15 protein-coding genes and 1 tRNA gene are annotated in these 16,537 nt (G+C 63.9%); 7 read left to right on the forward strand and 9 right to left on the reverse strand.

Annotated features, from left to right (window positions below; translation table 11 throughout):
* Positions 1-9: 9 nt before the first annotated feature.
* The 5 genes from AC4CS3_RS14900 (at position 10) to AC4CS3_RS14920 (ending at position 6,588) form a co-directional block, all read left to right on the forward strand.
* Entirely contained in the window at positions 10-3,897 is a 3,888-nt protein-coding gene (locus tag AC4CS3_RS14900) for a non-ribosomal peptide synthetase family protein (protein ID WP_490784119.1), read from the forward strand.
* A complete protein-coding gene (locus AC4CS3_RS14905; protein ID WP_490784120.1) occupies positions 3,897-4,148 on the forward strand; it encodes a tautomerase family protein in 252 nt (83 codons plus the stop codon). The genes AC4CS3_RS14900 and AC4CS3_RS14905 overlap by 1 nt, the downstream gene beginning before the upstream one ends.
* Positions 4,145-5,056 carry a pseudouridine-5'-phosphate glycosidase gene (locus AC4CS3_RS14910; protein WP_490784121.1) on the forward strand — a complete coding sequence of 304 codons (912 nt, stop codon included), beginning with the start codon at positions 4,145-4,147 and terminating at the stop codon, positions 5,054-5,056. Before AC4CS3_RS14905 ends, AC4CS3_RS14910 begins: the two co-directional genes overlap by 4 nt.
* Positions 5,057-5,129: 73 nt before the next feature.
* Positions 5,130-5,822, forward strand: a complete 693-nt coding sequence (locus AC4CS3_RS14915; protein WP_490784122.1) for an HAD family hydrolase — start codon at positions 5,130-5,132, stop codon at positions 5,820-5,822.
* A 46-nt stretch (positions 5,823-5,868) separates the two neighbouring features.
* Positions 5,869-6,588, forward strand: coding sequence for a hypothetical protein (locus tag AC4CS3_RS14920; RefSeq protein WP_490784123.1), 720 nt, complete (start codon positions 5,869-5,871; stop codon positions 6,586-6,588).
* A 291-nt stretch (positions 6,589-6,879) separates the two neighbouring features.
* On the opposite strand, the gene AC4CS3_RS14925 is transcribed toward AC4CS3_RS14920, so the two are convergent.
* Positions 6,880-8,091 (reverse strand): zf-HC2 domain-containing protein, encoded by a 1,212-nt coding sequence (locus AC4CS3_RS14925; RefSeq protein WP_490784124.1) that lies wholly within the window; start codon positions 8,089-8,091, stop codon positions 6,880-6,882.
* Here AC4CS3_RS14925 and AC4CS3_RS14930 point away from each other — a divergent pair.
* Entirely contained in the window at positions 8,063-8,455 is a 393-nt protein-coding gene (locus tag AC4CS3_RS14930) for a hypothetical protein (protein ID WP_490784125.1), read from the forward strand. The two genes, AC4CS3_RS14925 and AC4CS3_RS14930, sit on opposite strands and share 29 nt — an antisense overlap.
* Before the next feature lie 34 nt (positions 8,456-8,489).
* Complete coding sequence (locus tag AC4CS3_RS14935; RefSeq protein WP_490784126.1) at positions 8,490-9,278, forward strand: alpha/beta hydrolase; 789 nt, start codon at positions 8,490-8,492, stop codon at positions 9,276-9,278.
* 131 nt (positions 9,279-9,409) lie between these two features.
* Here AC4CS3_RS14935 and AC4CS3_RS14940 read toward each other — a convergent pair.
* The 8 genes from AC4CS3_RS14940 to obgE all read right to left on the reverse strand — a co-directional run bounded on the left by AC4CS3_RS14940 (position 9,410) and on the right by obgE (position 16,470).
* Positions 9,410-9,482: transfer RNA gene (locus tag AC4CS3_RS14940), tRNA-Ala, on the reverse strand.
* A gap of 142 nt (positions 9,483-9,624) precedes the next feature.
* Entirely contained in the window at positions 9,625-10,023 is a 399-nt protein-coding gene (gene rsfS, locus AC4CS3_RS14945; RefSeq protein WP_059389355.1) for a ribosome silencing factor, read from the reverse strand.
* 63 nt (positions 10,024-10,086) lie between these two features.
* Entirely contained in the window at positions 10,087-11,331 is a 1,245-nt protein-coding gene (locus tag AC4CS3_RS14950) for a hypothetical protein (protein ID WP_490784127.1), read from the reverse strand.
* A gap of 7 nt (positions 11,332-11,338) precedes the next feature.
* Positions 11,339-11,959 (reverse strand): nicotinate-nucleotide adenylyltransferase, encoded by a 621-nt coding sequence (gene nadD, locus AC4CS3_RS14955; protein WP_236811369.1) that lies wholly within the window; start codon positions 11,957-11,959, stop codon positions 11,339-11,341.
* A gap of 55 nt (positions 11,960-12,014) precedes the next feature.
* Positions 12,015-12,254 (reverse strand): hypothetical protein, encoded by a 240-nt coding sequence (locus tag AC4CS3_RS14960; RefSeq protein WP_490784128.1) that lies wholly within the window; start codon positions 12,252-12,254, stop codon positions 12,015-12,017.
* Between the two features lie 79 nt (positions 12,255-12,333).
* Complete coding sequence (locus AC4CS3_RS14965; RefSeq protein WP_490784129.1) at positions 12,334-13,704, reverse strand: glutamate-5-semialdehyde dehydrogenase; 1,371 nt, start codon at positions 13,702-13,704, stop codon at positions 12,334-12,336.
* Entirely contained in the window at positions 13,701-14,891 is a 1,191-nt protein-coding gene (proB, locus tag AC4CS3_RS14970; protein ID WP_437770535.1) for a glutamate 5-kinase, read from the reverse strand. Before proB ends, AC4CS3_RS14965 begins: the two co-directional genes overlap by 4 nt.
* Positions 14,881-16,470 carry a GTPase ObgE gene (gene obgE, locus AC4CS3_RS14975; RefSeq protein WP_441413493.1) on the reverse strand — a complete coding sequence of 530 codons (1,590 nt, stop codon included), beginning with the start codon at positions 16,468-16,470 and terminating at the stop codon, positions 14,881-14,883. The genes proB and obgE overlap by 11 nt, the downstream gene beginning before the upstream one ends.
* Between the last annotated feature and the right edge of the window lie 67 nt (positions 16,471-16,537).

The following is a 16,537-nucleotide window of genomic DNA, read 5'->3' on the forward strand; positions in this document are numbered from 1 at the left end:
GGGACGAACATGCTCACCGACGACCAGATTCCACGACCCCGCACCATCCTCGAGGCGCTCGAGATGCACGCCGCGGAAGGACCTGACCGCGCCGCGATCACCAGCACGCTGAACGGTGAGAGAAAGGAACTCACCTTCGCGACGCTCGTCGATCGAGCACGTCGGCTGGCCGCGCACCTCGACGAACTCACCCAGGGACAGACCCCACCCGAAAGACTCATCGGGCTGTTCATGGAACCATCGCCCGAACTCGCCGTCGCGACCTGGGGAGTGCTGTTCGGGGGAGCCGCGTACGTGCCATTGGAGCCGGAGTATCCGGACGAGCGGCTCGCCTACATGATCAAAGACGCGGGCCTGCACATCGTTATCGCCCCGCCAGCGCATGCAGAGCGTGCACGGGCGCTCGCCCCCGCGCACGCGATCGTTCACGTGCTCGAAGACCTCGACGCACTCCCCGCACCTGCGGCCGACTGCCCGGTCGGAGCGGATGACCTCGCCTACGTCATCTTCACCTCCGGCAGCACAGGGCGGCCGAAGGGGGTAGCGGTCACGCACGCAGCGATCGCCCATCAGCTCTCATGGATGAACGGCGCCGGTCACCTCGACCAGACAACGACAGTCCTGCAGAAGACGCCCATCAGCTTCGACGCTGCGCAGTGGGAGCTCCTGGCATGCGCGGCGGGCGCACGGGTGGTCCTCACAAGCCATGGGGTCCACCGCCAGCCCGATGAAATCCTGCGGACCGTCGCCGATGAGCGCGTCACAGCCCTGCAGTGCGTTCCCACGCTCTGGGCAGCCCTCCTGGACGAGGCACGGTTCACCGAAGCCACGAGCCTCGAACGCATCTTCTCCGGTGGTGAAGCGTTGAGCGCATCGTTGGCCGGCCGCTTGAAAGAGGCTCTCCCCTCAGCAGCGCTCATCAACCTCTACGGACCGACCGAATGCACCATCAACGCCACCTCGCATACCGTGACGGACAGGGACCTCACAGAGGAACCGCCTGTCGTGTCGATCGGCTATCCGATCGACGGGGTGCTGGTCCGAATCGTCGATGCCTCACTTGCGGACGTCCCCGACGGCACACCTGGCGAGCTCCTTCTCGGCGGCCCTCAAGTCGCACGCGGCTACGTCAACGACGGAGAGAAGACAGCGTCCCGTTTTATCACGGACGAAGAGGGAACCCGCTTCTACCGAACGGGTGATATCGTCCACCGTGGCCACGACGGCGCCCTCCACTTCCACGGCCGCGAAGACGACCAGGTCAAGCACAACGGGCACCGCATCGAACTAGAGGAGATCAGCAACCGCGTCGAAGAGCATGCCTGGGTACGACGCGCCTCCGCCACCTTGGTCCCTGTCGGACAGACCGGACGCGATCATCTCGTGGTCTGCGCCGAGCTCGACCCGCTCGAAGCCGCGCTGATGGACCAGGAAGCAGCCGGGGCCCACCACCGGTCGAAAACATCGCGGGTGCAAGTACGGGCACAGCTCGCGAACAGCGGCATCCGCGACCTCCAAGCATTCAGCCCCGAGGACATCCTGACGCTGCCGCAACCGCCGAACCTCCCGGACATCCGCCGCACCGCTTTCGCCCGGAAGACCTACCGGCGCTTCCAAGACGGCCCCACTTCCCGCACAGAGCTCACCGCCTTCCTTTCCCACAGTGCCGCCCCCGCCCCCAGTGCCACGCAACTCGAGATCCAGGCACTCGGCGAGATCCTCAGGTGGTTCGGGCAGTTCCACAGCGGGGAGCGTCTGCTGCCGAAGTACGCCTACGCGTCGCCCGGCGCGCTCTATGGCGTGCAGCTCCACGTCGCCATCTGTGCCTTGCCTGGTTTGGCAGACGGCGTCTACTACTACGACCCGACTTCGCATCGCCTTGCGAGAATCGCGGATCTCCCACCCACCGCAACTGGCCCGGGCGTCGAGTTCCACTTCCGCGGCTTGCCTCCCGTGATCCAGGCCGTCTATACGCAGAACGTCCGAGAGGTCCTCGAATTCGAGGCTGGCCACATGACCGGACTGCTCAGCCTAGTCCTCACGGGGCACGGGCTGGAGGCGGTGCCAGTGCCTGACACAGACGCCGACTGGTGGAAGACTCTCCTGACCACATCACAGGATGGGGACCTCTATCTCGGAGGCATGCGCGTACTCCGACACGGGGAAGGAGAATTCCCTGAGGTCGTGCGGACATTCGTGCAAGTCCACGACGACCGTGTCTCCGGACTGCGACCCGGGATCTACGAGTGGACGGGGCAGGACTTCCAGCCAGTCACAACCGAGGTCATCGAGCCCAGGCATGTGATCGCCATTAACCAAGAAGTGCACAGACAGGCATCCTTCGGGATCGCCCTCGTTGCAGAGAACGCCGGAGAACTGTCGTACATCGCACTCGGGCGAGCGTTGCACCTTCTGCAGGCGAACCCCCACGGATTCGGCCTCATGTCCTCCGGCTACAGCTCCAAGACCGGCCATCCGCTCCCATCGGCGCAGCGCCTCGAACACCTCCTGAGCGAGTGGAACATCTCGATGGAGGCCTCCTACTTCGCGGTCGGAGGGCGCATCTCGGCCGCCCAGATCGTAAGCGAAGGAATGGAGGAGGATGCAGTGCACATGGAGGGACCGGCCGAGCTCATCAGGCAGGACCTCGCACGGACGCTGCCGTCGTACATGCTGCCGACGAAGATCCTCCTCCTCGACCGACTGCCCCTCGCACCTAACGGCAAGATCAGCAGAGCCGATGTCGCGCAGATCGTGGCCGCAGACACCTCCTCAAGCAGCAACCCCTTCGCGGTCCCCCAGACTTCGACCCAGCGCTGGCTGGCCTCGCTATGGTCCGAACTCCTCGGATATGAACACGTCTCCGCTGCCGACGACTTCTTCGCAGTCGGCGGTACGTCCCTGAAAGCAATGCGGCTCATCCGCCGCGTGCGCAATGACCTCGGCCGATCGCTTCCCGTTCAGGAGGTGTTCAGCAGTCCACGCCTCGATGCTCTCGCCCAGCGCATCGACGAACTCGATGCCAGCCGAAGCCCACAGACGCGGCTCGTCGGACTTCATTCCCCACGTGCAAGCACAAGACCGCCCGTCTTCGCCTGGCCCGGGCTCGGCGGCTCGCCCGCGGGCTTGCGCAAGCTTGCCTCCAAACTGGGCGAGCGCAGCGTATACGGCATTCAGGCACTCGGCATCAATGAAGGCGAGACGCCAATCTCCTGCATCGCCGAGATGGCGGCGACGGACATCGACGAGATCCGGAGGGTTCAGCCCAAAGGACCATACACGCTCGCCGGATACTCCTTCGGGGCACGCGTGGCCTTCGAAGCGGCATGGCAGCTCGAACAAGCGGGTGAGACCGTCGATGCGCTCCTGCTCGTATGCCCCGGCAATCCAGCGATCGAACCACACCCGGATTCACTCGTAACAGCCGGGGCCGGGAAGGACGTGTCCTGGACGAACCACCGCTACCTGACCATCCTGGGCTCCGTCTTCACCGGCACGGCCGGCGGTCCCGCGGCCGAACGCCTCGTGCGAGAAGTAGTCGGCCTCGATTCCTTCATCACATACATCGACGAGGTTACGGGCGGACTCGACGCGGACACCATCAGCCGAATCGTCCGGGTCGTGGAAACTACGTTCTCGTTCGAGTACACCATCGAAGAACTCGCCACGCGAGACCTCGCTGTTTCCATCCGTATCGTCAGGGCGGCCGGGGACGACTACTCCTTCATCGACAGCGTCGCCGATCGTGCTCCCCGCAACGTCACTTACGTCTCCGCGGAGGCCGACCATTATTCGATCCTGCGGGAGGACGTCGACGAGCTCGTCCTGCTCATCGACGCGTACCGGCTCCTGGATCCCGAGGATGTTCCGCCCGAAGCCGGCGCAGGGAGTTCATGATGCCCCACGTCACCGTCCACTACTTCGCGCGGCAGCTTCCCCTAGAGGGGCTCGAGCGGCTACCCAATGCCATCGCGTCCGTCGTCGTCGCTTGCCTCGGCACAGATTCCGACGCGGTCACCGTCTCCGTGGACCCCGTGACACCCGCAAAGTGGGACACAGTGCCCGAACGCGCAAACGCTGAAGGTCCCTTCGTGCGCCTGCCGCGCTACCCGACGACCGCTAAAATCACCCGGAACGAGGAGCCATGACTTATCTGCCCATGCGAGTAACCGAGGAGGTCGCGCAGGCCATCACGGACGGGACGCCCGTCGTCGCGCTCGAATCAAACGTCATCGCCCACGGACTTGACTACCCGGCGAACGTGCACGCGGCCAAGGCCGTTGAACGGGCCGTCCGGGAGGGCGGGGCGGTTCCCGCGACGATAGCAATTGTCGACGGCGCGGTCGTCGTCGGTGTGGACGAGGCAACAATCGAACGCCTGGCTATCGAGAGGAACGTGCCGAAAGTATCCAGCCGTGACATCGGGTATGTCCTTGCCAGGGGCGGCAACGGTGCGACAACAGTAGCCTCGTCGCTCGTGTTCGCCGAGCTCGCGGGCATCCGCCACTTCGCCTCGGCCGGGCTGGGCGGAGTCCACCGCGGAGCGACGAGAACGATGGACATCTCCTCGGACCTGATCCAGCTCACGAGATCCCGCGTGATCGCCGTCTGCGCGGGCGTCAAGAACATCCTCGACGTGGGCCTGACCTTGGAATACCTCGAAACGCAATGCGTCCCGGTCATCTCATTCCGCTCAGATGACTTTCCCGCGTTCTACTGCCGCACGAGCGGTCATCGCAGCCCGCTCAGGGTCGACGAACCGCATCTGCTTGCCGCCATGGCGCGGTCGCATTGGGCCGCAGGCAGCCCCACAGGCGTTGTCGTCACCGTCCCGCCAACGATTGAGGACGCACTCGACATCGATCTCGCGGAGAAGGCGGTCCTGGAGGCTCTATCTGATGCCGAAACTGCTGGCATCACGGGGAAATCAGTCACTCGCTACCTCATGCGGGCCGTCGACCGGCTCACTGGCGGCAAGAGCGCAGAGGCAAACCAGGCAGTGCTTGTCAGCACAGCCCGCGCAGCCGCGGTAATCGCCGTGGAAGGCCAATCATGATGCCCGGGGCAAACATGCAGTCCCCCGCACACAGTCAGGACGCGTGGGATCCACGCGCGGAAGAGGAGACGTCATGGTTGCCGTAGCGCTGTTCGATCTCGACGGGACGCTGCTTCACACGCCTCGCGCCATCGCCTCGGCGATGGCGGACTCCGTTCAAGCGGTCACGGGAAAGACCGTGCCGCACGGCGAAGCTCTGGCACTCGTCGGCCTGCCGCTGCAGGTCATTACGGAAACGCTGGCTCAGGCCGTCGACAATCCGGACGCTGCTGAGCGCATACGCGAGGCATACATGGAGCGGTTCCAGACCGTGATCATCGCGCAGGCCCCCTCTCTGGTCTGCGACGGAGTGCTAGAGAGCCTCCGGGCCCTGCGCGAGTCGGACGTCGCCATTGGCGTGGTCACGAGCAAGATCAGACGAAGCGCCGAAGCCATCCTCGACGCGGCCGGCCTGCTCGAGCACTTCGATCTCGTCGTCGGCGCCGACGACATCGCCCAACCGAAACCTTCCGCGGACGGTATCCTGTTCGCCCTCGAACGCCTCGGCGGGACAGACAGTGCAACCGCGTTCTACGTCGGTGACACAGCCCACGACATGGGCGCTGCGAAAGCGGCCGGCACGCACGCGATCGGAGTGACATACGGCGTCGGAACGTCGAAAGATCTCCTCGATGCTGGAGCGGAACTCGCGCTCGTTTCATTCATCGACGCCTGCATCTGCGGCGGAGTTGCCATAGGCCGGAACCTGGATCTGACCGCCCACTGATAGATCCGCGTCGGCAGATCATCCCAAGACAAATCAAGGAGCCTACATGAAGCAGTTTCAGCGCATCGGCGACAACAGCAACGACAACCAACAGATCCAGGCGGACGGTGACGTCAACGCCCCGAGCGCCGCGTCCGGCGGCGTCAGCCTCACCGGCGACAATCATGGCATCATCGTCACCTCGATCCCGACCTCCGAAGAGCCACAGCACACCTTCGAAATCCCCAAGAAGATCAAGATCCCAATGCCCGCTTCGTTCATCGGCACCGTCTCCGGCCTGATCACCATCGCCGGTTTCGTGACTGGAGGTCTCTCGGTCAAACAGCTCATTGACACCTTCAAGGCCAGCACCAGCTTCGACGTCATGGGCGGACCTCCGCAGGCGTACTGGTGGCTCCTGGGGTCAATATTTACGATCGCCATCGGGCTCATGGGGTGGTCGTGCTTCCGCTTCCTGCGCCGCAACGTGCTTCGGCTACCAAAGCGATGGATCTTCCGTGCATGGGCAGGCATCAGGGAGGGGAATGGACGCACGTACCCGTACTCGCTTCGCCTTGCGATGAGCTGTCCAAAGTGCAAGAACCAGAAACTCCGCTTCCAGCAGGTACCCGCTGACGGCTACGACATCATCAATCTCGAAACCGGCGCTCGCAAAAAGAGCGTCATCACGAAATGGGCGCCGATGGCTGTCTGTCCACGAAACGAAGACCACTCGCTTCCCGTAGACATCTCCGGCAACGATTTTGATGAGGCGCTTCCTCGCTAAGTCCTCAAGTGGCAGGTGGTCAGAAACTACCTCCCGGAGATGACGCCCAGGTATCTCATTGGGAAGATACCTGGGGGAATAGATGAGAATGATTCATGTAGAACGAGCTGGAAGCTGTGAGCGCCTGATGGTGTAGCGTCCGACTTCTCCGCGGTCTGTCATGACGATCCGGTCCAGAACGCCTCCGATGTGTCTAGTGGAAGACGTTGGTGAACGTGGTGGTGGCGATGCGCTGTCCACTGAATTGATAGCTCAGCGTTGCGTCCTGGGCTTGGCTGGACATCATGGTGCCTAGACCGAACTCAAGGCTGCGGGGGTCCATGGAAGACGTCGTGCAGCGGATGTAGCCGGCCGATTGGTCCGGGCACGTCCACCCCGCCGGCGCCATGAGTTTCCCGGCGATGAATGACGCTTCGGGTGAAATGACGCTTCGGGTGAAAGGCTGAAGATCGCTTCACCCGTAGTCGGCGTCCCGTCACCCTGCAACGAGAAGCCCACGTCGATCTGCCGTTCGGGCATGGCTGTCCCTGGCTGAATGCTGAAGGAAGCCGTGACCGTCTGCGATGGCGGAGCCGGGGCATTGGAAGGTTGGGGAACGTGAGTCGTGGTGGGAGCCTGCGGAGCCGTGGTTTTGACGACAGGTCCAGGGCCAACTGCCGGGGCCGTTTCCCGCGGCACGGGGACCGCCGCGGGGGCGCTGCCCGGTACTGACACTGGCGGCGGCACGACAGGTCCCGGGGTCGTCAGGGAGGGTGCAGCGGGGTCCGGCCCCGGCTCGGCGGCCGGGTCCGACGTCGGCACCGCGTTTGGTGAGGGCGTCGCCGAGGCGGTCGGAGTAACTTCCGGCACGGATTGTGGGACCCGTGGCGCATTGCTCGCGGCGTCGGGCTCAGCGATGGGCGCCGGGCCCGTCTGTCCGAGCCACATGAGGACGCCCGCAATCGCGAGACCGCACACGATCAAGACGGCGACCGCGATCCTCCGGAAACCGCCGGTCGACCGCAGCCCGGCGGCGCTCGACCCGCTCCCTCCGGGGAGGTAACCGGTGGCCACGGCCGGTGTGAAGACAACCCCGGCCACCAACGGGAAGACAGCCGCCCTCATGCCCGCCTGGACGTCGTTCAGTTCCATTAGCAAGGCGGTGCACTTCGGGCACTCCTCCAAGTGAGCCTCGACCTTTTCGCGTGAGGTACGTTTCAGGCCGTCACGGGCGTACTTTCCGAGCTGGCTTGAATACTCAAGACAAGAGTCGTCCTCGGACAAGTTGATGTGGTTTTGCAGATAGGCCTGTCGGAGGCCTTCACGTGCCCGGATCGCAAGCGACGAAACACCGTTCGGCGTCAATCCGATGAACGCTGCGGCTGCGGAAGGCTTCAGTCCTTCGACATCTACGTGCCAAAGGACAGCCTGCCAACGCTCCGGAAGGGACTTGAACGCCTTCGCCATGGTGCTGGACTCAAAGGCATCAAGAACGGTGTCCGCGCTGACCGCAACGGTGTCCAAGATGGCCCCGTCCTCCACAGCCCGCGTACGCCTGGCTGTGTTCTTCAGCGCCTTCTGCTTCGAGACGATCATGAAGGTCTGGACCCAGGATTCGTTTCCGACAATGCTGCGGGCAACGGCGCAAGGAACTGTCTACGCCATCTCCCGGTTCGCGACCGCAGGTCTGAACATCGTGACGCCGACGCTCGTCTTGCTTAACCCGAGCGCACTCTACATCGGCGTATCAGTCCTCGCAGCAACAGGGTTCTTCATCGGCTGGCTCGGTTTCCGCCGGAACGCCCGTAACGAATTCGACCTTGAGTCGGCGCTTGTCTCGCCGGAAGTGGAACCCGAACCCGACACCCCCAAATCCGTCAACGCATGAACACAGCGCGACCATCCATTCCGAGGGAGCAATCGTGACCGTGATTCGGCCGTTTCAGACCACCGTAGACGGGCTCCGCCTGCGCGGCACCCACTACTCACCATCGCCACACCAGCGGGGCCCGACCGCAGCGCTCTTCCACGGCTTCGGCAACTCGCGAGTAGAAACAACATGCATGTTCGTCACCCTCGCACGCCGACTCGTCGCCAATGGCATCGGAGTGATCGCCTACGATCGCGCCGGCCACGGCGAGAGCGACGGAGAGTTCTTCGACACCTCCGTCTCTCTGGATGTCCGTCAGGCGCACCACGTCCTGGCCGCGATCGCGGACCTGGACACAGTGGATGCAGGCAATCTGCACCTCGTCGGCATGAGTCTGGGATCGGTCATCGCATCCGTGGTCGCGGCGGAGTCCGCACTGCCGCTTCGCTCACTGACGATGTGGTCGACGGCAGCCGTGTTCGCGGACGAGATCCGGAGTGGGTTCCTCCAGGGACGATCACTAGGAACCTTGGAGTCTAAGGGGTATTTCGACTTCCTCGGCATGCGGATGGGGCCCGCGCTGCGCGACGACGCGGAGTCGTTCGATGTCTACGGTCGCGCATCCGCCTATGCGGGACCGGTTCGCCTCATACACGGCACCGCGGACTTCGTTCCATTGTCCTACGCTGAGCGCTACCTCCAGGTCTATGGTGACAAAGCAGAGCTGATCGTCGTGCAAGGCGCCGACCACGGCTGGGCGCAGCTGCCGCAACGTGAGCTGGCGATCTCCCACACCGTGGACTTCATCAGCCAACAAGCGGCGCGGATCGCTGGCGAATGACGGCCGCACCGAACTTTGTCATGGCGAGAAAACGAAAGAGCCACCCCATCGGGTGGCTCTTTCAATTCCAAAAAATGAGGCCCTACCCGGACCATGAATCTAGTTCATCGTTCCAAGCAAGGCCTCTATTGTGGAGCTGAGGGGACTCGAACCCCTGACCCCCTGCATGCCATGCAGGTGCGCTACCAGCTGCGCCACAGCCCCATATCCTCGCTGCTTCACGAACCGCGAACTGGCTGGAAATCTCCTCCAGTTTTCGGGTTCCTCCGAAGCAACTCAAATATCTTAGAACAGCATTTCCGAAAATTCCAAATCGGGCATATTCAGTTGGTTGGCGCCTTAAAGCCTAGGATTCCTCGACGGCGGGAGCCTTCGCCGAGGCGTCGTCACCGAGTTCCAGATCTACTACCGGGCAGTCTTTCCACAGGCGTTCCAAGGCGTAGAAGACCCTGTCTTCGGAGTGCTGGACGTGCACCACGATGTCGGCGTAGTCCAACAGGACCCAGCGGCCTTCGGAACGTCCTTCGCGGCGGACCGGGCGCAGATCCTGCTTGAGCAGCTCTTCCTCGATGCCGTCGACGATGGCGTTGACCTGGCGTTCGGTCGGAGCCGAGGCGATCAGGAAGACGTCGGTCAGGGCCAGACGTTCGCTGACGTCCAAGGCGATGATGTCCTCGGCCAGCTTGTCCGCTGCCGCGCGGGCGGCGTGGCGGGCCAAGAGGACGGATTGTTCATGTGCAGTCACGGGACTCCTTGTATGCGGCTTTGAGAATAGACGAAGCCTGTTTGGTGGCAAAAGCCGTTATGGTCAGCGGGAAAGTCCGCTGGTGATCATGATGATGCCCGCAATCAGGGCGATGGCTCCGATGCCAACGAGTCCCAGGACCAGGAGCCGGGTGCGCTGGGCGCGCCCAAGTCCCGCCGTCGCGGCGTCGAGCGGTTCAAGTCCGTAAGCCGAACTTGCCGAAATGGGTGGATGTTCGGCCGCTTCCGCGAATGCCTCGCCATCCGATGCTGAGTCCGACGCCGGGCGTCGACCTGCCGCTTTCGCAGCGGCTTCCGCGCGTGCCAGCACTCCTGCCCGGCCGCGCAGGCTGCGTGGCTTGCCCGACGCCGACTGCCCGGGCTTCAGTTTCGGCGCAGGTGAGGTCACGAGGGGAACAAAGGTGGTGCCAGGCGGCTTCATGACGGGACGATCGAGTCCCGGAACCTTCACGAATTCCAAGGGCGTCACCATGGCCAGGTTGCTGGCCACCGAGGGTTCAGCACGGACCGGACCTGAAGGACGGCTGTTCTGCTCGGCGAGCTTCTGCTTTGCCATGGCCCTCTTGTTGAGGATGGCCTCGCGTTCAGCTTGGGCGATCTGTTCGGCTAGGGCCTCTGGATCCGCTGGCTCAACGTCGGTTTGGGAAACACCGGATTCACCGGCAGGGACTTTCTGCACGGCTGATTCCATTGCCGCGATGTGCTCAAGCTTATTGGACTGATTGTTCGCTTGGGCGGCCAAAAGCTCGCGGGCCATCAAGGCCTGCTCCACGGTCATTTCGGGGGCGCCGGGAGGCGGGCCTGCCGTGACCCGGACACCGCCGCCAGGCGATACGCCCGGGCGATCAGGGCCGGATTGCTGCCTGCCGGGAGCCTGGACCGGGACGCTGGACGTCCTCGGCCCGGATCCGGGTGCCGGGACAACGGGGATCGCCGAGGTGCCCGGGGCAACTTCTTCCTGCAATTGCTGCAGACGCAACTGGCGGCGCGTGGGCGGACCGCCGCGGGAAAGCTGCTGCTCCTTATCCGCGAGTTCCTTGATGGCGCGGAGTGCGGCGCGGTCGCGTGCACGGGCCTGCGAGGAACGTTCCGAGGCGGGTTTAGCGTCCAGCGGAGCATCGGCCACCCGGCGCACCCGATTGACCGAAGCGCCACCGGACGCCTGGTTGGCGTCGTCGGAGGTAAAGGCCTCGGCTACCGCGGGACGTGCGCCGGTTTCTTCCACGCGTGCGTCCCGGGCTCGTCGAAGCTCGCGCCGGCTAGGGATGGGGGGCTGTTCCTGGCTCATTCAAAACTCACTCGGTACGGGCTTGGTGTTCTGATCCGGTCATAGCATGCAGGGGCTCCCCCATGCCGGGTTTGCCCGAGTACAGCTTGTATTTGGCGATGTACTGCACTACTCCATCAGGCACGAGGTACCAGACCGGATTGCCTGCACCCACGCGGGCGCGGCAGTCCGTCGAAGAAATCGCCATGGCAGGCACTTCCAACAGACTGACGTCCTCCCTGCCCATGCCGTCAAGAACATGACCGGGCCGGGTGACACCGACAAAGTGCGCCAAGGTCCAAAGCTCGTCGACATCTTTCCAAGACAGGATCTGCGCGAGGGCGTCAGCGCCCGTGATGAAGAACAAGTCCGCGTCCGGCCGCTGGGTCCGGAGATCCCGCAGGGTATCGATGGTGAACGTGGGACCGGGGCGGTCCACATCCACGCGGCTCACCGTGAAATTGGGGTTGGAAGCCGTGGCAATGACCGTCATCAGGTACCGGTGCTCGGCTTCACTGACCTGCTTGTGCGATTTCTGCCAGGGCTCGCCGGTGGGCACGAAGACCACCTCGTCCAAGCGGAACTTGGCGGCAACCTCACTGGCAGCGACCAAGTGGCCGTGGTGAATGGGATCGAAGGTTCCACCCATCACGCCCAAGCGAATTCGGCGCCCCGTTTCCTCGAAGGGTTTTGCGGCGGAAATGTTAGTGACCCAGCCCTGGGTGCTTGGCCGGGTGCTGGCGGTGCGGATCCGAGTGCTCTTCGGCGGCGTCGTGACGGTTGCCAAGGTTCGTGTAGGAGACCGCCACGAACATCAGGACCAGGAGGATGGAGAACATTGAGACACCGAAAACCCAAGGTTCAGCCCACAACGGTGCCGGCGCTTCGGCTCCGCTTTCGCCCCCTTGCGTGAGAATTGAAATGGCGATCTGCTGAAACTGCATTTTCTCCCCTAGCGGTTCAAAGGATTTCGACGGCGGATCCTCCCACCGTTCAGGACTTCTGTTCTATGTTACAGCGTCGCTAGCCGCGGACCTGGCCTTCACCCTGGACAATCCACTTCGTGGTGGTCAGCTCCGTGAGGCCCATGGGACCGCGTGCGTGCAGCTTCTGGGTAGAGATTCCTACCTCGGCACCAAGGCCGAGCTCGCCCCCATCAGTGAAACGCGTGGACGCGTTCACGATGACCGCCGCAGAATCGATGTCCGCAATGAACTTCTCCGCGTTCGCCAGATTGTTCGTCAGGATGGCCTCCGTGTGGCCGGTCGACCATTTGCGGATGTGCGCGACTGCCTCGTCGACGTTGTCCACCATGGCAACTGCGAGGTCGAGGTCCATGTATTCCGTGGCCCAATCGACGTCGTCGGCGGGGACCGTGTCCACCGAACCGGACAGCGCCGCCTGAATCCTTGAGTCGACGTGCAATGTGACCCCCGCGGAACGAAGCGCGGTGGCAACGGCGGGAAGCACTGTGGATTTCGAGTGCACCAGGAGAGTTTCGACAGTGTTGCAAACGCTGGGGCGCTGGGTCTTGGCGTTAAGCAGGATGTCGACGGCCATCTCTTCGCTGGCGGACTCGTCGATGAAGATGTGCACATTTCCCTCGCCGGTCTCAATGACGGGCACGGATGAGTTGTTCACCACAGTCTGAATCAGGTCGCGTCCACCGCGGGGAATCAGCACGTCCACCCGGCCACGGGCACGCATCAGGACGTTCGCGCCTTCGCGGCCGAATTGGTCGACGCTCTGGACGGCGTCGGCCGGGAGCCCGACGGATTCCAGCGCATCGCGGAGGATAGTCACAAGGGCTGCGTTGGTGTGGGCAGCGGCCGATCCGCCGCGCAGGATCACTGCATTGCCGCTCTTCAAGGCGAGTCCTGCGATGTCGACCGTGACGTTGGGGCGCGCCTCATAGATCGCTGCGACGACTCCCATGGGCACATTGACTTGGCGCAAGCGAAGTCCGTTGGGGAGGGTCTGGCCTCGGACGACGTTTCCCACGGGATCCGGCAGGCCCGCCAGGTTTTCAAGGGCCGCCACAAGGCCGTCGATGCGGGCAGGTGTCAGGGTCAGGCGGTCCAGCATGGCAGCGGAGGTTCCGTTGTTGCGGCCGGACTCAACATCCTTCGCGTTGGCGGCGAGGATGGACCCCTGCTTTTCCCGGAGGGCTGCGCCAATAGCGTGCAGGGCGCGGTCCTTCCAGGCACGGTTCGCCTGGGCCATGTGCCGCGCGGCCTGCCGTGAGCGGTCCGCGATCGAATGCACGGCCGCCTCCACTTGCTCGGGGGTGAGCGGCGCGTTTCCCGTCTCCGGAGTTTCCGGCATCTGGGCGGCATTGCCAGCAGCCAGGGCGTCAGTCATCACAGGAGAATCAGGGGTAAGGGCCTCAGTCATTCTCCAAGTTTAGTGGAGCGGGCCTGCTGGACCAGCACGAGGTCGTCAACATGAACAACTACGCGGTCATATCCGCGGCCAAGGTCCTTGGCGAGTTCCTTGGTGGAACGGCCAAGCATGCGGGGAAGCTCCTCCGCGGAGTAGTTCACCAATCCCCTGGCAATCACAGTGCCTTCGACAGAAACCATCTCCACTGGATCGCCAGGCTCGAAGTCTCCCTGCACCGACGATATTCCGGCGGGCAACAGGGAGGTGTGGCGGTCGCGCACGGCCTTGACGGCGCCGTCGTCGAGCACCAAACGGCCCCGGACCGAAGCGAGGTGGGCCAGCCAGAGCAGCCGGACGGGTTTGCGGTTGCCGTTGATGGCGAACCACGTGCCCACGTCCTCGCCTGCCAGTGCGGCGGCGGCATTGGCAGTGGAGGTGACGAGGGCGTGGATGCCGGAGCCTGCGGCGATCGACGCAGCCTCCACCTTGGTGGTCATGCCTCCGGTTCCGACGCCGGCTTTACCGGCCTTACCGATGGTCACGTCGACGAGGTCAGCGGGACCGGTGACGAGCGGAATGCGCTTGGCACCCAATGACGGCGGACCATCGTAGAGGGCGTCGACGTCAGACAACAGGACCAAGGCGTCCGCCCGGACAAGGTGGGCCACCAAAGCGGCCAGACGATCGTTGTCGCCAAAACGGATTTCGTGCGTTGCCACGGTGTCGTTTTCGTTCACGACGGGCACGACGCCGAGGTTCAGCAAACGGTCCAGCGCCCGGTATGCGTTGCTGTGCTGCGTGCGCCGCATCAAGTCATCCGCCGTCAAGAGGACCTGGCTGACCGTGACCCCGTGAGCGGCAAAAGCCTGCGAATAGCGCGCCATCAAAAGCCCCTGGCCCACACTGGCCGCAGCCTGCTGCGTGGCGAGGTCCTTGGGACGCTTGGCGAGGCCGAGCGGCGCGAGACCCGCCGCGATGGCACCGGAAGAGACCAGGATGATCTCCGTCCCGGAATTGCGCTTCTCAGCCAGGGCGTGGACGAGTGCCGTCAGCGCTTTCTCCGAGATGCCGCCTTTGATGCTGGTCAGCGAAGACGAACCCACTTTGACGACGATCCGCTTGGCGCCGGCCAGTGCCTGGCGTTCGGCGGAGTCGTCGCCTTCGGTGACTTCAGCGATGCGGGCCGTGCTAGTCGTCATTTTCGGCTTCCAGGCCGCTTTCCTTCAGGGGCTTGGGTAGACGACGTCCGCTGACGGACTCAGTCCAGATGCCCGCCTTCCGCTCGGCTTCGAGCTCGGCGCGTGCTGCAGCCTTGGCTTCGCGTCGTTCGAGCTGCTCGTCCCGCTTCTGCGAACGGGTGGGGCGGTCGCCGATGTCGGCAACACGGATGTCCGTGCCACGAGGCGTCGCCAGCAGTTCGGCGCCCGCCATCATGGTGGGCTCCCAGTCGAAGACGACGCCGTCCTCTTCGCCGATCACCACGGTGTCGCCCGGGACGGCACCCATCTTGAACAGTTCGTTTTCGATGCCGAGCTTGGCCAGGCGATCGGCCAGGTAGCCGATGGCTTCTTCGTTGGTGAAGTCGGTCTGCTTGACCCAACGGACCGGCTTCTCCCCCAGCACTCGGAAGAGCGGCTCGAGGTTCTTCTCCTCGCGGCGGATCTTGAAGCCGGACTCATTGACGGCACGGGGGCGGAGGACGGGCGCCGCGACCTTGGGAGGCGCGGTGGCAACCGCCTTGCGTGCGGCCATGACGATCTCGCCCATGGCGAAGCTCAGTTGGCGCAGGCCTTCATGGCTCGTGGCGGAGACTTCGAAGACGCGGTAGCCGCGCTGTTCCAGTTCGGGACGGACGAACTCGGCCATGTCCCGACCATCAGGCAGGTCCACCTTGTTCAGGACAACAAGCTTGGGACGTTCGTTCAGGGGGACCACTTCGCCGTCAACGCCGGCGTAGCTCATGTCCACCGCATACTTGTCCAGCTCTTGCTCGATGATCGCAAGATCCGAGAGCGGATCCCGGTCCGCTTCCAAGGTCCCGCAGTCCAGCACGTGCACCAGCGCGGCGCAACGCTCCACGTGGCGCAGGAAGTTGTGGCCCAGGCCCTTGCCCTCGCTCGCCCCTTCGATCAGCCCGGGAACGTCTGCAATGGTGAACCGGACCTCACCGGCCTGGACCACGCCAAGGTTGGGGATCAGGGTAGTGAACGGGTAGTCGGCGATCTTGGGCCGTGCAGCTGACATCGCCGCGACAAGGCTGGACTTGCCCGCGGAGGGGAAGCCGACCAGCGCGATGTCCGCGATGGACTTCAATTCCAGGACGATGTCGCTGGAGTCGCCTTCAGTGCCGAGGAGGGCGAAACCGGGAGCCCTGCGCTTCTGCGAAGACAGCGAAGAGTTACCAAGGCCGCCCAGGCCGCCTGCAGCGGCGATGAACTCGGTGCCTTCACCTACAAGGTCAGCAAGGACGACGCCGTCCTTGGTCTTCACCACGGTGCCGTCCGGTACGGGAAGCACGAGGGTTTCACCGTTCTTGCCGCCGCGCCAGTCACCCATGCCGGGGCCACCGTTGGTTGCGTGGCGGTGCGGTGCATGGTGGTAATCAAGCAAAGTGGTGGTCTGGGCATCAACGCGCAGGATGACGTCGCCGCCGTTACCGCCGTTACCGCCGTCGGGTCCGCCCAGGGGCTTGAACTTCTCGCGCTTAACAGAGACACAGCCGTGGCCGCCTGTTCCGCCGGATACGTGAAGTACTACCCGGTCTACGAAGGTCGCCACGTGTTTCTCCTCTAACTGGAAATTACTGCTTGAAGTGCGTGTTGCGGGCTGATGCGCCGCCGCCCGC

The sequence above is a fragment of the Arthrobacter sp. SE2 genome (genome assembly GCF_058244265.1).

Coding starts and splice junctions, on each gene's coding strand:
- AC4CS3_RS14900 (WP_490784119.1), top strand. CDS start 10: ATGCTCACCGACGACCAGATTCCACGACCCCGCACCATCCTCGAGGCG.
- AC4CS3_RS14905 (WP_490784120.1), top strand. CDS start 3,897: ATGCCCCACGTCACCGTCCACTACTTCGCGCGGCAGCTTCCCCTAGAG.
- AC4CS3_RS14910 (WP_490784121.1), top strand. CDS start 4,145: ATGACTTATCTGCCCATGCGAGTAACCGAGGAGGTCGCGCAGGCCATC.
- AC4CS3_RS14915 (WP_490784122.1), top strand. CDS start 5,130: ATGGTTGCCGTAGCGCTGTTCGATCTCGACGGGACGCTGCTTCACACG.
- AC4CS3_RS14920 (WP_490784123.1), top strand. CDS start 5,869: ATGAAGCAGTTTCAGCGCATCGGCGACAACAGCAACGACAACCAACAG.
- AC4CS3_RS14950 (WP_490784127.1), bottom strand. CDS start 11,331: ATGAGCCAGGAACAGCCCCCCATCCCTAGCCGGCGCGAGCTTCGACGA.
- nadD (WP_236811369.1), bottom strand. CDS start 11,959: ATGGGTGGAACCTTCGATCCCATTCACCACGGCCACTTGGTCGCTGCC.
- AC4CS3_RS14960 (WP_490784128.1), bottom strand. CDS start 12,254: ATGCAGTTTCAGCAGATCGCCATTTCAATTCTCACGCAAGGGGGCGAA.
- AC4CS3_RS14965 (WP_490784129.1), bottom strand. CDS start 13,704: ATGACTGAGGCCCTTACCCCTGATTCTCCTGTGATGACTGACGCCCTG.
- proB (WP_437770535.1), bottom strand. CDS start 14,891: ATGACGACTAGCACGGCCCGCATCGCTGAAGTCACCGAAGGCGACGAC.